This is a genomic window from Micromonospora ferruginea (genome assembly GCF_013694245.2).
Lineage (GTDB): Bacteria > Actinomycetota > Actinomycetes > Mycobacteriales > Micromonosporaceae > Micromonospora > Micromonospora robiginosa.
This window is the reverse complement of the sequence record NZ_CP059322.2, coordinates 5223121-5240735: the sequence shown is the minus strand read 5'-3', so window position 1 is coordinate 5240735 and position 17615 is coordinate 5223121. Positions and strand designations below refer to the sequence as shown.

Annotated in this window: 17 protein-coding genes; 12 read left to right on the top strand and 5 right to left on the bottom strand. The window is 73.3% G+C overall.

Annotated elements, in window-relative coordinates:
* Positions 1-41 precede the first annotated feature (41 nt).
* A complete protein-coding gene (purL, locus tag H1D33_RS23155; RefSeq protein ID WP_414685435.1) occupies positions 42-2873 on the top strand; it encodes a phosphoribosylformylglycinamidine synthase subunit PurL in 2832 nt (943 codons plus the stop codon).
* A gap of 10 nt (positions 2874-2883) precedes the next feature.
* A complete protein-coding gene (locus tag H1D33_RS23150) occupies positions 2884-3633 on the top strand; it encodes a 2-phosphosulfolactate phosphatase (protein ID WP_181571154.1) in 750 nt (249 codons plus the stop codon).
* Between the two features lie 267 nt (positions 3634-3900).
* On the opposite strand, the gene H1D33_RS23145 is transcribed toward H1D33_RS23150, so the two are convergent.
* A complete protein-coding gene (locus tag H1D33_RS23145; protein ID WP_181571155.1) occupies positions 3901-6153 on the bottom strand; it encodes a carboxypeptidase-like regulatory domain-containing protein in 2253 nt (750 codons plus the stop codon).
* 190 nt (positions 6154-6343) lie between these two features.
* Here H1D33_RS23145 and H1D33_RS23140 point away from each other — a divergent pair, with 190 nt between their 5' ends.
* From H1D33_RS23140 to amcA, 5 genes are all read left to right on the top strand, one after another.
* Positions 6344-6667, top strand: coding sequence for a sterol carrier family protein (locus H1D33_RS23140; RefSeq protein ID WP_181571156.1), 324 nt, complete (start codon positions 6344-6346; stop codon positions 6665-6667).
* Between the two features lie 168 nt (positions 6668-6835).
* Positions 6836-8353: an amidophosphoribosyltransferase gene (gene purF / locus H1D33_RS23135; RefSeq protein ID WP_181571157.1), complete on the top strand. Its 1518-nt coding sequence runs from the start codon at positions 6836-6838 to the stop codon at positions 8351-8353.
* 56 nt (positions 8354-8409) lie between these two features.
* Positions 8410-9564 carry a phosphoribosylformylglycinamidine cyclo-ligase gene (gene purM / locus H1D33_RS23130; protein WP_181571158.1) on the top strand — a complete coding sequence of 385 codons (1155 nt, stop codon included), beginning with the start codon at positions 8410-8412 and terminating at the stop codon, positions 9562-9564.
* 124 nt (positions 9565-9688) lie between these two features.
* Positions 9689-10780, top strand: a complete 1092-nt coding sequence (gene amcB, locus H1D33_RS23125; protein ID WP_181572619.1) for a cyclophane-forming radical SAM peptide maturase AmcB — start codon at positions 9689-9691, stop codon at positions 10778-10780.
* Entirely contained in the window at positions 10761-10973 is a 213-nt protein-coding gene (gene amcA, locus H1D33_RS23120; RefSeq protein WP_181571159.1) for a multiple cyclophane-containing RiPP AmcA, read from the top strand. The genes amcB and amcA overlap by 20 nt, the downstream gene beginning before the upstream one ends.
* Positions 10974-11122: 149 nt before the next feature.
* Here amcA and H1D33_RS23115 read toward each other — a convergent pair whose 3' ends face one another.
* Both H1D33_RS23115 and H1D33_RS23110 read right to left on the bottom strand, forming a co-directional pair.
* Positions 11123-11335 carry a DUF3073 domain-containing protein gene (locus tag H1D33_RS23115; RefSeq protein WP_091062223.1) on the bottom strand — a complete coding sequence of 71 codons (213 nt, stop codon included), beginning with the start codon at positions 11333-11335 and terminating at the stop codon, positions 11123-11125.
* Between the two features lie 321 nt (positions 11336-11656).
* A complete protein-coding gene (locus tag H1D33_RS23110; protein WP_181571160.1) occupies positions 11657-12739 on the bottom strand; it encodes a Glu/Leu/Phe/Val family dehydrogenase in 1083 nt (360 codons plus the stop codon).
* A gap of 176 nt (positions 12740-12915) precedes the next feature.
* Here H1D33_RS23110 and H1D33_RS23105 point away from each other — a divergent pair, with 176 nt between their 5' ends.
* Both H1D33_RS23105 and H1D33_RS23100 read left to right on the top strand, forming a co-directional pair.
* Positions 12916-13755, top strand: coding sequence for a DUF8083 family protein (locus tag H1D33_RS23105; RefSeq protein ID WP_181571161.1), 840 nt, complete (start codon positions 12916-12918; stop codon positions 13753-13755).
* Positions 13756-14011: 256 nt separating this feature from the next.
* Entirely contained in the window at positions 14012-14221 is a 210-nt protein-coding gene (locus H1D33_RS23100) for a BldC family transcriptional regulator (protein WP_007073996.1), read from the top strand.
* A gap of 57 nt (positions 14222-14278) precedes the next feature.
* Here H1D33_RS23100 and H1D33_RS23095 read toward each other — a convergent pair whose 3' ends face one another.
* On the bottom strand, positions 14279-14677 hold the full coding sequence (locus tag H1D33_RS23095) for a PPOX class F420-dependent oxidoreductase (protein WP_181571162.1): 399 nt from the start codon (positions 14675-14677) through the stop codon (positions 14279-14281).
* A gap of 53 nt (positions 14678-14730) precedes the next feature.
* Between H1D33_RS23095 and H1D33_RS23090 the strand changes: the two genes are divergently transcribed.
* On the top strand, positions 14731-15510 hold the full coding sequence (locus tag H1D33_RS23090) for a class I SAM-dependent methyltransferase (protein ID WP_181571163.1): 780 nt from the start codon (positions 14731-14733) through the stop codon (positions 15508-15510).
* Positions 15511-15561: 51 nt separating this feature from the next.
* Here the strand turns inward: H1D33_RS23090 and H1D33_RS23085 are convergent, their stop codons facing one another.
* A complete protein-coding gene (locus H1D33_RS23085) occupies positions 15562-15849 on the bottom strand; it encodes a hypothetical protein (RefSeq protein WP_181571164.1) in 288 nt (95 codons plus the stop codon).
* 164 nt (positions 15850-16013) lie between these two features.
* On the opposite strand from H1D33_RS23085, the gene H1D33_RS23080 reads away from it, so the two are divergent.
* Both H1D33_RS23080 and H1D33_RS23075 read left to right on the top strand, forming a co-directional pair.
* Positions 16014-16871 (top strand): 3-hydroxyacyl-CoA dehydrogenase family protein, encoded by an 858-nt coding sequence (locus H1D33_RS23080; protein WP_181571165.1) that lies wholly within the window; start codon positions 16014-16016, stop codon positions 16869-16871.
* Entirely contained in the window at positions 16868-17611 is a 744-nt protein-coding gene (locus H1D33_RS23075) for an enoyl-CoA hydratase/isomerase family protein (RefSeq protein WP_181571166.1), read from the top strand. The genes H1D33_RS23080 and H1D33_RS23075 overlap by 4 nt, the downstream gene beginning before the upstream one ends.
* The last annotated feature ends 4 nt before the right edge of the window (positions 17612-17615 follow it).

Below are 17615 nucleotides of genomic sequence, written 5' to 3'. Positions count from 1 at the left end.
CTCACCCGCCGCGCCGGCGGCGAGCGCAGCAAGGAGACGTCATGACCACCCATCCGGAGCCGGCCCTGCGCCAGGCGCAGAGCGTGGTGCCGCAGACCGGCCCGACCGACGACTGGGCGCTGGGCGTGGACACCGTGCAGCGCGCCGGTGGCTCGCCGGAGGAACTCCAGCCGTACGCCGAGCTGGGCCTCCGCGACGACGAGTACGACCGGATCCGGCACATCCTCGGCCGCCGGCCCACCCAGGCCGAGCTGGCCATGTATTCGATCATGTGGAGCGAGCACTGCTCCTACAAGTCGAGCAAGGTGCACCTGCGCCAGTTCGGCGAGAAGGCCCCGCCGAGCGACCGGCTGCTCGCCGGCATCGGGGAGAACGCCGGCGTGGTCCGGGTCTCCGACGAGCTGGCCGTGACCTTCAAGGTCGAGTCGCACAACCACCCGAGCTTCGTCGAGCCGTACCAGGGCGCGGCGACCGGCGTCGGCGGCATCGTCCGCGACATCCTCGCCATGGGCGCCCGCCCGGTGGCCGTGATGGACCCGCTGCGTTTCGGCGCGGCCGACCACCCGGACACCGCGCGCGTGCTGCCCGGCGTGGTGGCCGGCGTCGGCGGCTACGGCAACTGCCTCGGCCTGCCCAACATCGGCGGCGAGGTGGTCTTCGACCCCTGCTACCAGGGCAACCCGCTGGTCAACGCGCTCTGCCTCGGCGTGCTGCCGGTCGACCGGCTGCAGAAGAAGGACGCCACCGGCCCCGGCAACGTCGTGGTGCTGATGGGCGCCAAGACCGGCCGCGACGGCATCGGCGGCGTGTCCGTGCTGGCCAGCGCCACCTTCGACGAGGGCAGCGAGCAGCGCCGCCCGTCCGTGCAGGTGGGCGACCCGTTCATGGAGAAGCTGCTCATCGAGGCGTGCCTGGAGCTGTACGACGCCGAACTGGTCGTCGGCATCCAGGACCTCGGCGGTGCCGGCCTGACCTGCGCGCTGACCGAGACCGCCGCCTCCGCCGGCACCGGCATGCGGGTCTGGCTGGAGCGGGTCCCGCTGCGCGAGCCCTCGATGGAGCCGCACGAGATCCTGGCCAGCGAGTCCCAGGAGCGGATGCTGCTGGTCGTCACGCCGGAGAAGCTGGAGGCGGTGCTCAAGACCGCCGAGAAGTGGGGCGTCTGGGCCACCGCCATCGGCGAGGTCACCGCGCCCTCGCCGGACGGCCGTCCGGGCCGCCTGGTCATCACCTGGCGCGACCAGCTCGTGGTCGACGTGCCCCCGGGCTCGCTGGTGGACGACGGCCCGGTCTACGCCCGCCCGATGCGGGAGCCGGCCGACCTGATCCTGCTCCAGGCCGACCGGGCCGAGACGCTGCCCCGGCCGAGCACCCCGGACGCGCTCCGGGAGACCGTGCTCCGCATGATCGCCTCGCCGAACCTGGCCGACAAGACCTGGGTGACCGAGCAGTACGACCGGTACGTGCTGGGCAACACCGTGCTCGCCCAGCCGGAGGACTCCGGCGTGATCCGGATCGACGAGCGGAGCGGCCTGGGCGTCGCCCTCTCCGTCGACGGCAACGGCCGGTACGCCCGCCTCGACCCGTACCACGGGACGAAGCTGGCGCTCGCCGAGGCGTACCGGAACGTGGCCGTGACCGGCGCGAAGCCGATCGCGGTGACCAACTGCCTGAACTTCGGCTCGCCGGAGGACCCGGGCGTCATGTGGCAGTTCGCCGAGGCCGTTCGCGGCCTGGCCGACGGCTGCCTGGAGCTGGGGATCCCGGTCACCGGCGGCAACGTCAGCTTCTACAACCAGACCGGCGCCGCGGCCATCCACCCCACCCCGGTGGTCGGCGTGCTGGGCGTGCTCGACGACGTCGCCCAGCGGGTGCCGATGGGCTTCGAGCCGCGGCCGGCCGGCGACCACGACCAGCTCTTCCTGCTGGGCGAGACGCACGTCGAGCTGTCCGGTTCCGAGTGGGCCTGGGTGACCCACGAGCACCTCGGCGGCATCCCGCCGCAGGTCGACCTGGCCCGGGAGCGGCAGCTCGGCGAGCTGCTGGCCGAGGCGGCCCGGGTCGGGCACGTCAGCTCGGCGCACGACCTCTCCGACGGCGGCCTGGCGCAGAGCCTGGTCGAGTCCACCCTGCGTCGTGGCGTCGGCGCGCAGATCGCGCTGCCGGAGCACTTCGCCGAGGGCTCGATGCCGTTCGTCTTCCTGTTCAGCGAGTCGGCCGGCCGGGTGCTGGTGTCGGTGCCGCGCGGGCACGAGAAGGCGTTCACCGCCCTCTGCGGCGAGCACGGCGTGCCGTGGGAGTTCATCGGCGTCACCGACCCGACCGGCGGCGCGCTGGAGGTGCGCGGCCAGTTCCGGATCGGCCTGGACGAGCTGCGCGAGGCGCACGGCGCGACCCTGCCGCGCCTCTTCGGCCAGGCCGAGGCGCCGCAGGTGGAAGTGGCGGCGACCCGTACCGGCACCAGCACCGTGCTCCCGGCCAACGCCGAGCAGCCGGTCGGCGTGGAGCCGGCCCAGGTCGACGCGGAGCCGATCGCCAAGGCCGCCGAGGCCGAGACGCCCGGCGACCGGGTGCGGCCCGACGCCGAGCCCGCTCCGGCCCGCTCCGCCGCGACGACCGAGGACGGGTCCGCCGAGCCGACCCGGGCGACCGGGCGCACGGATGCGGCTCGGGGCGCGGCCGGGGCCGAGGCCGAGCCCACCGGCCCGGCTTCGGGCGGGTCGGCGAGCACGCCGGCCGGACCGGCCCCGGCGCGGGCCGAGGTGACCCCCACCGAGAGCCCGAGCGACCCGGCCGAGGCGGCGACCGCCCCGGACGACACCCGGACGGCTTCCGGTGAGCCCGACCAGCGCCCCGCACCGGATCAGCGCTGAGGCTCTGGCCTTGGCCGTCTTCGCCCAACCCGGCGCCGGCGCCCGCTTCGACTGGGGGCTGACCGGGGCGGCGGAACTCGGCCGGGTCTGCGCCGCCCTCGTGGTGGTGGACGTGTTGTCGTTCACCACCGCCGTGGAGGTCGCGGTCAGCCGGGGCTCACGGGTGCACCCGTTCCCGTGGGGTGAGCAGGCCGCCGAGTACGCCCGCCGGGTGGGCGCCGTCGCCGCCGTCGGCCGCCGGCAGACGACCCCGGAGCATCCGTGGTCGCTCTCCCCGGCGGCGCTGCGGACCGCGCCGGTGGTCGCCGACCTGGTGCTGCCGTCGCCCAATGGCTCCGCGATCAGCGCCGCGGCGAGCGCCACCGGCATCCCGGTGGTCGCGGCGTGCCTGCGCAACGCGCGCGCCGTCGGGCGATGGCTCCGCCACCAGGGGTACGGCACGACCGACGCCCCGGTGGGTGTGGTGGCCGCCGGGGAGCGTTGGCCCGACGGGTCGCTGCGCCCCTGCGTCGAGGACCAGCTCGGGGCGGCCTGCGTGCTGGACGCGCTGGCCGGGGTGCCCGGTGGGCTCTCGGTGGAGTCGGCGATGGCGTTGGCCGCGCTGGCCAGCACGCCGGACGTGCCGGCGGCGGTCCGGGGCTGCGTCTCCGGCCGGGAACTGACCGAGGGCGGCTTCGCCGACGACGTCGCGATCGCCGTCGAGGTAGGCACCTCCGACGTCGTCCCCGTCCTCCGCCAGGGCTACTTCACCGCCGCCTGAGGTCCGGCCACCAGCCTCAGCGTCGATCTTGGACTTGTGGCACCTCCGATAGCGGCACAAAGCCGACATGTGCTGGCACCACAACTCCAAGATCCACGCTGAGCGCCCGGCCCCGCCTTGCTCGCTTCGCACGGCACTCTGACCCCGGCCTGGGAAGACGCACCGAGGTTCATGGTCCTGGTCAGGCAGCCCGCTTCCGCCGACCTGGTCACCTGACGACGGTGGCCGCCCGCGTCCTGCGGGCGGCCACCGTCTCAGAGATGAACCTCAGTCGTCCAGCCAGTCGAGGCGCCGGCCGCTCCGGTCGGGCTGGCCGTCCGGACGGGCCCGACCGGCGGCCTGCGCCGGGTCGTTGTGGTAGCCGCCCTGGTTGTCGTAGCCACCGCCGCGCTGCTGCGGCGGCTCCTGGCCGTAGCCGCCCTGCTCGCCGTAGCCGCCCTGCGGCGACTGGCCGTAGCCGTCACCGTAGCCGCCGCGCTGGTCGTAGCCGCCCTGCTGGCCGCCGTCGTAGCCGCCCTGCTGGCCGTAGCCGCCCTGGCCGCCGTCGTAACCGCCCTGCTGCCGGCCGTCGTAGCCGCCCGCCGGGTTGGCGTCGTAGCCGCCGGCGGGCGCGTCGCCGTAGCCGCCCTGCTGCCGGGTGCCGTCGTAGCCGCCGGTCGGGTTGGCGTCGTAGCCGCCCGCCGGGGCGTTGTCGTAACCACCGCCGGGCCGGTTGCCGCCGTAGCCGGGGGCGTCGCCGTAGCCGCCGGCCGGGGCGTCGCCGTAGGCCGCACCCCGGGTGGCGTCGTACCCACCCGTCGCGTTGGCGTCGTAGCCGCCGGTCGGCGCGTCGCTGTAGCCGCCCTGCTGCCGGCCGCCGTCGTAGCCACCGGCGGCGTTGTCGTACCCGCCGGACGCGGCGCCGTAGCCGTAACCGGCGCCCTGCTCCGCGCCCCGCCCGTACTGCCCGGAGGCGGACTGGTCGTAACCCTGCCCCTGCTCGGGCTGGTAGGTGCTGGTCGGGTACGGGTCGGCCGCCGGCGCGTACTGGGTGCTGTCACCGGTGTAGCGGCCGGTGGGCTCGTCGAAGCGCTCGTTGCCGTAGCCACCGCCCTGCGCCGGCGGGTAGCCGGGCGCCCCGGCGGCACCGGCCGCGCCCGCTGCTCCGGCCGCGTAGTCCGGGCTGCCGTAGCCGGCGCCGGAGGACGGGCCGTTGCCGTAGCCGCTGCCCGAGGAAGGCGCGTTGCCGTAGCCGGCGTTGCCGCCGTAGCCGCCCTGACCGGGCGCGTCGTCGCCGTAGCCGTAACCGGCCTGGCCCGCGCCGACGCCGTACCCGGTGCCGGGCGGCGCGCCGTACGGGTCCGGCGGGACGTCGTCCACGACCGGGCGTTGCAGCATGGTGGGCGCGTCGCTGAGCGCGGCGCCACCGACCATGGTCGGCGCCGGGCTGGCGCCCATGCCGTTGACCACCCGGGTCTGGTCGTCCGCGCCCCGGTAGGCGCCCCGGGCCGCGGGGATCGCGCCGGCCGCTGCGGCCCCACCCGGGCCAGCCGGTCCGACCGGCCCGCCCGGGCCGTCGCCGTCGGCGTCCTCGTTCTTGCGGCGCATGTAGAGCAGCACGATGGTGCCCACGCCGACGGCGACGAAGAGGCCGCCGAGCAGGATGAGCAGCCACGAGCTGGAGTCGCCGGAGTCGTCGTTCGCGGCCGGCTGCTGCGCGGCCGGTGCGTCGGAGGTGGCCGCGTCGGTCGCCTCGTCCTCGGTCACTTCCTCGGACGGCGGGGCGGACTCGCTTGCCGACGGCGTCGCGCTCGGGCTCGCCGACGCCTTGACCGCCACGCTGATCCGCAGCCCGGTGACGGACTGACCCGCGTTCGCGTTGATCGACTTGGTGCCGGGGTCGGCGCCCTGGGTGGTGGCGCCGAGGTCGAGCCGGCCCGGCGCGATCGGGTTGTCGGCGGAGCCGCTGAAGCTGAAGTTGCCGCTGCCGTTCGCGTTCGTCCGGCGCTCCTTGCCGGCGCTGTCGCGCAGCATGACCAGCGCGCCGGAGATCGGCTCGCCGTCGGAGTTGACCACCTTGCCGGAGACCGTCTTGACGGTCTGCGGCTGCTGCGGCGGCGGCGCGGCCTTGCTCTTGACCGTCAGGTTGAAGTTTCCCGTCGCCGGGTCCGACTGGTCGGGCTGCACCTGCACGGTCACCGAGCCGTTGGCGTCCTGCGCGTTGTCGTTGGCGCGGATCGTCAGAAGCTGGGTCTTCGGCCTCGGGTTGCCGGGCGGGAAGTTGAGTTGGCCGCACCCGGAGACGCAGCTGACGCCGGGCGGCAGGCCGGTGAGGCCGATCTGGGCGTTCTGGTCGCCGTCGCTCGGGGTGACCTGGACGCTGACGGTGGTGTCGCTGCCGGCGTTGACCGTGACCGATCCGGGCGAGACGCTGACGCTGGCCGCGAGGGCGGGTGTGGCGGGGACGGTGAGCAGCGCGCCGAAGACCAGCGCCACGACCACACCGGCCCGATGCTTCCAGGCACGTCGGTGTGTTGACACGTCCACCGCCTTCCGGGTCTGATCTCCCCGCCGGCCGGTCCGGCCGGGTCGATCACTCACGGTACGAATTACGCCGTCGGCAACTATGCCTTGTCTGACCGGATCATCTCTACCCAGGGCCGGCGTCGGGCGGCCTTCTGCCGGGTCGTATCGTCCCGTCGTGTCCTCTCCGCGCGCTTATTCCGACTCGGTGCTCGCCGCACTCGCGGCGCTGGACGAGGGGCGTACGCCCGAACGGCCGGTGTTGCGGGAGGCGGTCCGGACGCTCTTGGCCGCCCTGGCGGAGCGCGCCCCCGGCCGATCGGTGGAGGTGCGGGTCCCACCCTACGGCGCGGTGCAGTGCGTGACCGGGCCGCGACACACCCGCGGCACCCCGCCGAACGTGGTCGAGATGGATCCGGCCACCTGGCTGGCGCTCGCCACCGGGCGCCTCGGATGGGCGGAGGTGGTCACCGAGGGTCGCGTGCGGGTCTCCGGAAACCGGGCCGACCTTTCCGCGTACCTCCCGATTTAGTCGGTCGGCGGAACCGGCCCGCGTCACGTTCGGCGGACATGTCGTGACTGTCGGTGGCGACGTCTGTTCGCGTACACTGGTGGCCGACGACGGTCCCGGCCCACGGTGCGGAGCTGCCCCCCGACTCCGCCAGGCCAGTCCAGACCCCCCAGCACGAGGGAGCGGCAGGTGCCCCGAGGCGATGGCCGGCTGAGCCACGACCTTGACCCCCAACGACCCGGCCCCCAGGACGCGTGCGGCGTCTTCGGCGTCTGGGCGCCCGGGGAAGAGGTAGCCAATCTGACCTATTTCGGGCTCTACGCCCTGCAGCACCGAGGTCAGGAGGCCGCCGGCATCGCGGTCAGCGACGGCTCCGGCGTGGTGGTCTACAAGGACCTCGGCCTGGTCGCCCAGGTGTTCGACGAGCCGACGCTGGCCAGCCTGCGCGGGCACGTCGCGATCGGGCACGCGCGCTACTCGACCACCGGCGGTTCGACCTGGGAGAACGCCCAGCCGACGATCCGGGCCACCACCGCCGGCACGACGATCGCGCTGGCCCACAACGGCAACCTGGTCAACACCGCGGACCTCCAGCGCGAGGTGTCCGCCCGGGGGATGGACTCCGACGGGTCGAGCAACGACACGTCGCTGGTCACCATGCTGCTGGCCAGCCGGCCCGACCTGTCGGTCGAGGCGGCCGCGCTGGAGGTGCTGCCGCAGTTGCGCGGCGCGTTCAGCTTCGTCTTCATGGACGAGTCGACGCTCTACGCGGCCCGCGACCCGCACGGGGTGCGCCCGCTGGTCCTCGGCCGGCTGGAGCGCGGCTGGGTGGTGGCGAGCGAGACCGCCGCGCTGGACATCGTCGGCGCGAGCGTGGTCCGCGAGGTCGAGCCGGGCGAGCTGATCGCGATCGACGAGGGCGGGCTGCGGTCCAGCCGGTTCGCCGCGCCGGAGCCCAAGGGCTGCCTCTTCGAATACGTCTACATCGCCCGGCCGGACGCCACCATCGCCGGCCGGAACGTGCACGCCGCCCGGGTGGAGATCGGCCGCCGCCTCGCCAAGGAGCACCCGGTCGAGGCCGACCTGGTGATCCCGGTGCCGGAGTCGGGCACGCCGGCGGCGATCGGCTACGCCGAGGAGTCCGGCATCACCTACGGCCAGGGCCTGATGAAGAACCCGTACGTCGGGCGCACGTTCATCCAGCCCTCGCAGACGCTGCGCGCGCTCGGCGTCCGGTTGAAGCTGAACCCGCTGCGGCAGAACGTCCGCGGCAAGCGGCTGGTGGTGGTGGACGACTCGATCGTCCGGGGCACCACCCAGCGGGCCATCGTCCGGCTGCTGCGGGAGGCGGGCGCGTTGGAGGTGCACGTCCGGATCTCCTCGCCGCCGGTGAGTTGGCCCTGTTTCTACGGCATCGACTTCGCCACCCGGGCCGAACTGCTGGCCAACGGGCTGGACAACGAGGGCATCCGGCGGTCGATCGGCGCCGACACGCTGGGCTACGTATCGCTGCCCGGTCTCATCGCGGCGACCGAGCAGCCGAAGACCCGGCTCTGCCGGGCGTGCTTCGATGGGGAGTACCCGATCGAACTGCCGGCCGGGAACCTGATCGGCAAGCACGTGCTCGAGGGAGTGGGCCGCCGGGTCGTCGCCGAGGCGGCCGAGCCCACCAACCCGCTCGTCGCCACACCGACCCATCACCCGTAGCACCACCGACGCGGGTCCGGCCGCTCCGGCCCCGCGGAACCACAAAGGGGAGAACCGTGACGCACGTGTCCGAGCGCAGCGGCGCAGGATCCAGCCCGACGGGCGCCGGCGGCGACCGCCAGCCCTGGTCGGCGGGGTCCGGCCGGACGCAGCGCAAACGCTCGGTCTCGTACGCCGACGCCGGGGTGTCGATCGAGGCGGGCGACCGCGCGGTTGAGCTGCTCAAGTCCAAGGTCAAGCAGACCCGGCGCCCGGAGGTCATGGGCGACCTGGGCGGCTTCGCCGGCCTGTTCCGGCTGGACACCAAGAAATACAAGAACCCGATCCTGGCCTCGTCCACCGACGGCGTGGGCACCAAGCTGGTGATCGCCCAGCAGCTCGACATCCACGACACGGTCGGCATCGACCTGGTCGCCATGGTCGTCGACGACCTGGTCGCCTGCGGCGCCGAGCCGCTGTTCCTGCTCGACTACATCGCCACCGGCGAGGTCGTGCCGGACCGGGTCGCCGAGATCGGCGCCGGCATCGCCGACGGCTGCCGGTACGCCGGCTGCGCGCTGCTGGGCGGCGAGACCGCCGAGCACCCCGGTGTGCTGCGCCCGGACGAGTACGACATCTCCGCCACCGGCGTGGGCGTGGTGGAGGAGAGCGAGATCCTCCGCCCGGAGCGCGTCGAGGTGGGCGACGTGGTGATCGCCATGCGCTCCTCCGGCCTGCACTCCAACGGCTACTCCCTGGTCCGGCACGTGCTGCTCGGCGCGGGCCGGATGCGGCTGGACGTGGTGATCGACGACTTCGGTCGCCAGCGCACGCTGGGCGAGGAGCTGCTCACCCCGACCAAGATCTATGCGCAGGACTGCCTCAAGCTGATCGCCGAGGCGGAGGTGCGGGCGCTGGCCCACGTGACCGGCGGCGGCATCCCGGGCAACCTGGTCCGGGTCCTGCCCGAGAACGTCGACGCGGTGGTCAACCGGTCCACCTGGAAGCCGCAGCCGATCTTCGACCTGATCCAGTCCAAGGGCCGGATCGAGGACCCGGAGATGGAGTCGACGTTCAACATGGGCGTCGGCATGTTCGCCATCGTCGCCGCCGAGGACGCCGACCGCGCGCTGGCCACCCTGACCGGCCGGGGTGTCGACGCCTGGCAGGCCGGCGAGATCATCGAGGGTTCCGGCAACGTGCAGATGGTCGGCCAGCACACCCGCGGATGATCACCCTGCGTTGATCATCCGGGCACCTGATCGGGGGTTCACCCGAGTGGCCGCCTCCGCCTAGCCTGAAGGTTCGGTTTTTTCAGGCGGGGGAGGGTCGATGGCTGCGCGCACGCCTGGCGGAATGCGGGGCATCGCCGCCGTCCCCTCGTACGTGGTGATGCAGCCGACCACGCTGTGCAACCTCGACTGCGCCTACTGCTACCTGCCGCTGCGCGCGGCGGACCGGCGGATGCCGGTGGCTGTGGCCGAGGCGGTGGCGGCGTCGGTGAACCCCTGGGCGGCCCAGGACCGGTGCTCGGTGGTCTGGCACGGTGGTGAGCCGCTCGCGGCCGGCCGGGAGCACCTGGCCGCCCTGCTGGCCCCGTTCGGGCCGGAGGTCGAGCACCACGTGCAGACCAACGCGACGCTGATCGACGACGCCTGGTGCGCGTTCTTCGCCGAGCACCGGGTGCGGGTCAGTGTGAGCGTGGACGGCCCGCGGGCGCGTAACGCCGAGCGGGTCACCCGGGGCGGCCGACCGGCGTACGACCGGATCGTGGCCGGGGTGGCGGCGCTGCGCCGGCACGGGCTGCCGTTCTCGGCCCTCGCGGTCGTCTCCCGGCCCGAGCCGGGCCTGGCGGCCGAGTTGTACGACTACTTCCTCGACCTGGGGTGCGAGGTGCTGGGCGTCAACATCGAGGAGACCGAGGGGGTCAACACCCGGACGAACGCGCGGGACGCGGCGGCGGTGACCGGCTTCTGGGCCGAGCTGGTCGGGGCGTGGCGCCGGGATCCCCGGATCCACCTGCGTGAGGTGGAGTGGTCGCTGCGGTACGCCGGCGCGGTGCTGGCCGGTTCCGCCGACGACGTGCTGCCCCGCCGGCTCGACCCGATCCCGACGGTCGGCCACGACGGCTCGGTGGTGGTGCTCTCGCCCGAGCTGGCCGGCTTCACCGACCCCCGCTACGGCGACTTCGGCAGCGGGAACGTGCTGGACACCCCGCTGCGGGAGATCCTCGCCGACGCCGGGCGGACGCCCTGGGTGGGTGAGTTCCTCGCCGGTGTGGAGGCGTGTCGGGCGTCCTGCGCCTACTTCGGCTTCTGTGGCGGCGGCCATGCCGCGAACCGCTACTTCGAGCAGGGGCGGTTCGACGGTACGGAGACCGAACACTGCCGCAACAGCAAGATCCGCCTATTGGAGGGAGTGTTGGCGCATGCCCGAGATCATCAGTGAGACCGACCGGGACGTGGTCACCGACCGGGTGCGGGATGCCGCTGCGGGGTTGTCCGCGCTGCTCCGCGAGGCCGAGGCGGCGCGCCTGCTGCGGGCGGAGGTGTCGGGGTCCGACGGCGCCCACGCGGTGTGCGCGTGGAACCACTTCGAGAACATCCCGACGTTCTACAACTGGAACAACCGGCCGCGCTGAGGCGACGGCGCCGCGATCAGGGGACCTGCCAGCGCGGCCGGGGAGGCACCCGGTGCGGCAGGTCCCTGATCGTCGGTCGCACGCCGGCTCCGGGGTGAGCACATGCGTGAGCACGCGGGCGTTGCCGCGTGCTCAGATGTGACCGGAGGTCAGCGGGTCGGACGGGCCCAGGGGTCCGGGTCGTCGTCCGCGTGGTCCTCGTCATCGTCGTCGACAAAGTTCTTGTCGTCGTCGAAGTTGTGCTCAGACTTTCCACTACCCGCCAACTCACGCTGCAAGGCGGTTAGGTCGGTGTTCGGGGAGTGGTACTTCAACTCCCGGGCCACCTTCGTCTGCTTGGCCTTAGCACGGCCGCGCCCCATGGCTCGACCCCCTCGCACAGAATGCGGGGCAGCCCGAAGGCGGGCCCCGATGACGTCAGGCATCTCTCGTGGCTCTTACGGTACATGGGGATGCCACCGTTCGGCACCTCGGGTCGCCGTCGACCGGCCTCGCGCGTCGTAGTGTTGCGACCGTCACACAGTGTACCGGGTAAGGAGCGCTGACCGGGACCGGCCGTGACAGTGGGCGGTACTGCCCGAAAATAACCGCAGATCGGCACGAAGCGACCAAGAACCAGCTTAACGCCCCGGTCGCCCCCGCGCGGCCCGGGGGCGGAGCCGGTGGCCCGCCCCCGGGAGCCGTCAGCGCAGGTGGATGGCGCGCAGCCGGCCGACGTCGGCCATCCGGCGCTCGGCGAGCCGGTCCGCCGCGACCGCCGGCGGGACGCCCTCGTCGTCGGCGAGGCGCAGGATCTCCCGGGTGGTGTCGAAGATCCGGGTGGCGCGCAGCTTGGCCCGCTCGAAGTTGAAGCCCTCGATCTCGTCGGCCACCTGGATCACGCCACCGGCGTTCACCACGTAGTCCGGGGTGTAGAGGATGCCCCGGTCGGCGAGGACCTTCTCGATGCCGGCGTGGGCGAGCTGGTTGTTCGCCGCCCCGGTGACCACCTTGGCCCGCAGCACCGGCACGGTGTCGTCGTTCAGCGCGCCGCCCAGCGCGCACGGGGCGTACACGTCGATGTCGGACGCGACCAGCGCCGCGGTGTCGTGGACGAGGGTGACCTGCGGGTGGGTGGCGCGCACCCACTCCTGGGCGCGCGGGTTGACGTCGGTCGCCACCACCTCGGCGCCGTCGGAGATCAGGTGCGTGGTCAGGTACTTGCCGACCTTGCCCAGGCCGGCCACGCCGACCCGCCGGCCGGCGAGCGTGGGGCTGCCCCACACGTGCTCGGCGGCGGCCCGCATGCCCTGGAACACGCCCCAGGCGGTGAGGATCGAGGAGTCGCCGGCGCCGCCGTGCTCCACGCTGCGACCGGTCACGTAGCGGGTCTCGCGGGCGATCACGTCCATGTCGGCGACGTAGGTGCCGACGTCGCAGGCGGTGTAGTAGCGGCCGTTGAGCGACTCCACGAAGCGGCCGTACGCGCGCAGCAGGGCTTCGCTCTTGAGCTGGTCCGGGTCACCCCAGATGACCGCCTTGCCGCCACCGAGGTCCAGGTTGGCCAGGGCGTTCTTGTAGGCCATGCCACGGGAGAGGTCGAGCACGTCGGCGAGGGCGTCGGCCTCGCTGGCGTACGGGTAGAACCGGGTGCCGCCGAGGGCGGGGCCCAGCGCGGTGGAGTAGATCCCGATGATCGCCTTCAGGCCGGACTGCTTGTCCTGGCAGAACACGACCTGTTCATGACCCGTGGCTCCCGGGTCGTCGGTGCTGGCGAATACGCCCATGGCTGACTCCTGTGTCGGTGTGCGCCCTTGTGGGGCGCGGAACCTTCGGTGGCACGCCGGCGGGATGCTGCCGGTGTCGTTGAGCCTAATATCGGCCGGAACCGTACTGTCGCCCACGTCACGCCGCCGGTGTGACGGCGGCGACGGGCGGTCCCGTCTCGTGGGAGGATCGCGCCGTGCCGTCGCTCTTCGCTTCATACCTGCGCGTGTACGAGCCGCTGACCGCCTTCGACCGGGACCGGCAGTCGTACTGGCGCCGGTACGTCAGCGAGGGTCGGGCGATAGCCCCGCTGGAGGGGCCGGGCCGGCAACGGACCTCGGTGATCGAGGCGTTGGGCGCGGGCTGGACCCGGCTGCCCGACCTGCCCGACGAGGCGTACGTCCTGGAGGCCGACGACACGCTGCTGGTCTGCCCCTGGAACCTGCGGATCCGGGTCGCCGAGGCGGCGCTGAGCGCCCGCGACGGTGTGCCCTCGGTGCTGGCCGACGCGTTCGTGCCGCCGGTCCTGGCCGGGCAGGCGAAGGCCGTGGTGGAGGACTGGCGCAGCGGGGCGCGGGTGCTGGAGCACGGGGTGCCGCGGGTGCACGAGCAGGTCGCCACCTGGGGGGTGCCGCTGCGCTGGTTCGTGCTCTTCGAGGCCGGGGAGCGCCACCTGGTCACCGACCCGGAGCGGCGGGCGCTGCGCTACCGCACCGAGATCTCCAAGGCGCGTCGCCGCTCGTCGCGGGCGCTGTCGGTGCTGCGCAAGTCGGTCGGCGAGGCGCCGATCACCGAGGCGGTCGAGGAGGCCGCCCGCTGGCTGGAGGAGTTCCATCCCCGGTCGGTGGTGGAGCTGGACTACGGCGGGCTGGTGCGGCTGCTGCCGGACGAGACGCTGGTCGAGGACGACTCGACCGAGCTGGTCGCGACCGGGCTGGCCGGGTTGGCGCGGGGCGAGGCCGAGGAGGCTTCGGCGGCGTACGACAAGCTGGTCGCCCGCTGGCGCGCGGTGCAGCTTCTGGAGCGCTGCAACTGACGCCCGGTTCGTCCCTGTTCGGGGTAAGGGATGCGAGACTGTCTCGTAGTTGACGCATCACGAACCGTGATCATGAGTCCGAATAAGGTAGTTTCTGCGGCATAAAAGTCGTAAAAATCGGGCATGGTTCATCCGTCCGTCTAGGGACCTTCAGCCGTTCGGCCCATGTCGGACATCGGGGACTAGCCGGACCATGGGAGACGCGTCGGCCGGCGGGACCCCGGCCGATGTCTATACATGTGGAGGAGTGACCCCGATGGCATCGCGAACGCACGAACCAGAGCCGCTACTCACACCGGCCGAGGTGGCGTCGATGTTCCGAGTCGACCCGAAGACGGTGACCCGGTGGGCCAAGGCTGGCAAGCTCAGCGCCATCCGGACCCTGGGCGGCCACCGCCGCTACCGCGAGTCTGAAGTTCGGGCCCTGCTGCAGGGGCAGATCCCCCAGCAGCGTCAGGGGGACTGACGAGCCGGAGTTTTTCCAGCTTTCGATGAAGGGCGGTCGGCCGACGGGCCACCGCCCTCAATCGTGTCCGGAGGTCGTGCCGTCCAGCACGATCCGCAGCCCCACCGTGCCGCTCTCCCCCCGGCGCAGCCGGCTGCCCAGCAGGCTGAGCCGGCCGATCAGCCGATACTTCCGCTTCAGCAGCTCCCGCACCCGGCGGGAGTTCTCCGGGTCGTCGATCGTGGCGTGACCGGGCACCGCCGCCCCGTGCGGCCGGCCGCGCACGTCGCACGGCGCCACCGTGACCCGGCCGTCGCGCCGGATCCGCTTCACCTTGCCGGAGTCGGACACCGTCCACACCGCCAGCGCGTCACCGTCGCGCACCGCCCACACCGGCGTCGGCACCGCCCGACCGTCCTTGCGGAACGTGGTGAGCAGGACGTACTTCTCCGCCGCGAGGCGATCCAGGTCGGTCACGCCGCCCAGGATACGGCCGCGACCGCGCCCGCGAGCCCGGATAGCGTGCTCCCATGACCAGCGAGCCCACGATCGGCGACGTGTTCGGCGAGATGATCCGCGACGCGTACGCGGTGGCCACCGGCATCGGGCCCCGGCCGATGGCCGGCGGGCGACTGCCCCGCCCGGTCATCGAGATCATCGAGCGGGACGACGGGCTGGTCAACGGCGCGCCCGCCGATCACTACCTGGACCCGCCCGAGCGGTGGCAGCCGCACGACCACCGGGCGGTGGACCGGGTCCACGGGCACGTGCTGGACGTCGGCGTCGGCGCCGGCCGGATCGCGTTGCGCCTGCAGGAACGCGGCGTGCCGGTGACCGGCCTGGACACCTCACTCGGCGCGCTGCGGGTCAGCCGCCACCGGGGCGTACGCGAGCTGGTGCACGCCACCGTCGACGAGCACGTCGCCGACGGCCGGCGCTACGACACGTTCCTGCTGCTCGGCAACAACCTGGGCCTGTTCGAGGGGCGGGAGCGCGCCCCGGAGCTGCTGGCCGCGCTCGCCGCGCTGGCCCGGCCCGGCGCGCGGGTGATCGCGCACGGCACCGACCCGTACGGCACCACCGACCCGGTGCACACCGCCTACCACGAGGCGAACCGGCGGCGGGGCCGGCTGGGCGGGCAACTGCGGCTGCGGCTGCGTTACCGGCTGCTCGGCACCGAGTGGTTCGACTACCTGGTGTGCTCGCCCGACGAGTTCGCCGAGCTGGTCCACGGCTCGCCGTGGCGACTGGCCGACGTGGACACCACCGACCACCCGTATTACCTCGCCACGCTCGAGCTGAGGCGTTAGGAAGGGGCCCCTCCTATCGCGTAGGCGATAAGAAGGGCCCCCTCCTTCGGTTCAGACCTGGACGGTGGGCGTCGTCTCCGCCGGGGGCAGACCGCCGTCGCCGTCGACCACCTCGTCCGGCGTGCCGTCCTCGTCGATGTCGACCATGGTGATGTCCACCTTGCCGTCGCCGTCGGTGTCGAACTGGAACAGGTCGGCCTTGCCGTCGCCGTCGGTGTCCACCACCCACACGTCGGTCTTGCCGTCGTTGTTGGTGTCCGCCCGAAGCAGGTCCACCCGCTCGTCACCGCGCGTCTCGACCGTCTCGGTGCCCTGCGCGCTCTCCGGTGCCTGGCTCATCTCGTTCCTTCCTTCGGCGTTGACGGCGGTCTTTACCCCGTCCGGCCGGCCCCCACGCATGCCCGGCGGCCCCGCCCTGCATAGGGTCGCATCCAGGATCGAGCGAGCGGCCGGCCCGGCGCGGCGGAGACCCCGCGCGCCACCGCCGCGACGAGGGGACAGCGATGAGTGGTCGTTTTGTGGTCGTCGGGGCCGGCACCATGGGCCTCGGCATCGCGTACGTGGCGGCCGGCGCCGGGTACGCGGTCGAGCTGGTCGAGGTCGACCCGGAGCGGGGGGCCGACGCCGTGCGGCGCCTCGGCGAGCTGTGGGACCGCGCGGTGGGGCGGGGCAAGCTGACCGCGGAGGCGGCCACCGCCAACCGGGTCCGGGTGACGCTGCGGACCGGCCTGGCCGAGGTGGCCGAGGGGCCGGACGTGATCGTGGAGGCGGTGCCCGAGCGGCTCGACCTCAAGCGGGCCGTGCTCCGGGAGGCCGAGGGCCGCCGCCCGGCGCTGCTCGGCAGCAACACGTCGAGCATCCCGATCTCCGAGCTGGCCGACGGGCTGGCCCGTCCGGCGGACTTCCTCGGGCTGCACTTCTTCAACCCGGTCTGGGCGATGGCGCTGCTCGAGGTCGTGGTCGGCCCGGCCACCGCGCCGGCCACCACCGAGGCGGCCGTCGCGCTCGCCACCCGGCTGGGCAAGGACCCCGTCGTGGTACGCGACATGCCCGGCTTCGCCACCTCCCGCCTCGGCGTCACGCTCGGCCTGGAGGCGATCCGGATGGTGGCCGACGGGGTGGCCGCCCCGGCCGACATCGACAAGGCGATGGTGCTCGGCTACCGGCACCCGGTCGGCCCGCTCGAGCTGACCGACCTGGTCGGACTGGACGTCCGGCTCGACATCGCGCGCACCCTCCAGGCCGCGTACGGGGACCGGTTCGCGCCACCGCCGCTGCTGGAGGAGATGGTGGCCGCCGGGAGGCTGGGCAAGAAGTCCGGGCAGGGTTTCTACACCTGGGAAGGCGGCACGAAGAAGTGAGCGGGCTGCGGATCGAGGAGCTGCCGGACCGGCTCGTGGTCATCCTGGACCGGCCGGAGAAGCGCAACGCGATCGACGCCGACCTGGTCGGCGAACTGCACGCCGTCTGCGCCGAACTGGAGGCACGGCCCCGGCTGATGCTGCTCACCGGCGGCGCGGCGGGCATCTTCGCCGGCGGCGCCGACATCGCCCAGTTGCGCGAACGTGGCCGGCTGGACGCGCTGGCCGCCATCAACCAGGGCGTCTTCGCCCGGATCCGGGCGCTGCCGCTGCCCACCGTGGCGGCGGTCGACGGCCCGGCGCTGGGCGGCGGCGCCGAGCTGGCGTACGCCTGCGACCTCCGGGTGTGCACGGACCGGGCGGTCTTCGGCCAGCCCGAGGTGCGGTTGGGTATCCTGGCCGGCGCCGGTGCGACCTACCGGCTGCCGGCGTTGATCGGCGAGGCCCGGGCCAAGGAACTGCTCTTCACCGGCCGCCGGGTCGACGCGGACGAGGCGCTGCGGATCGGCCTGGTGAACCGGGTGGTCGCCGAGCCGGCCGAGTTGCTGCCCACCGCACACGGCCTGCTGGACGAGATGGCCAAGGGCTCGTCGCTGGCGCTGCGGCTGACCAAGCTGGCGGTGGACGCGCCGCCGGCCGCGCACCCGCAGCTCGACCTGCTGAGCCAGGCCGTGCTCTTCGAGGACGAGGAGAAGCACCGGCGGATGACCGAGTTCCTCGAACGGCGCCGGTCGCGCTGAGCCA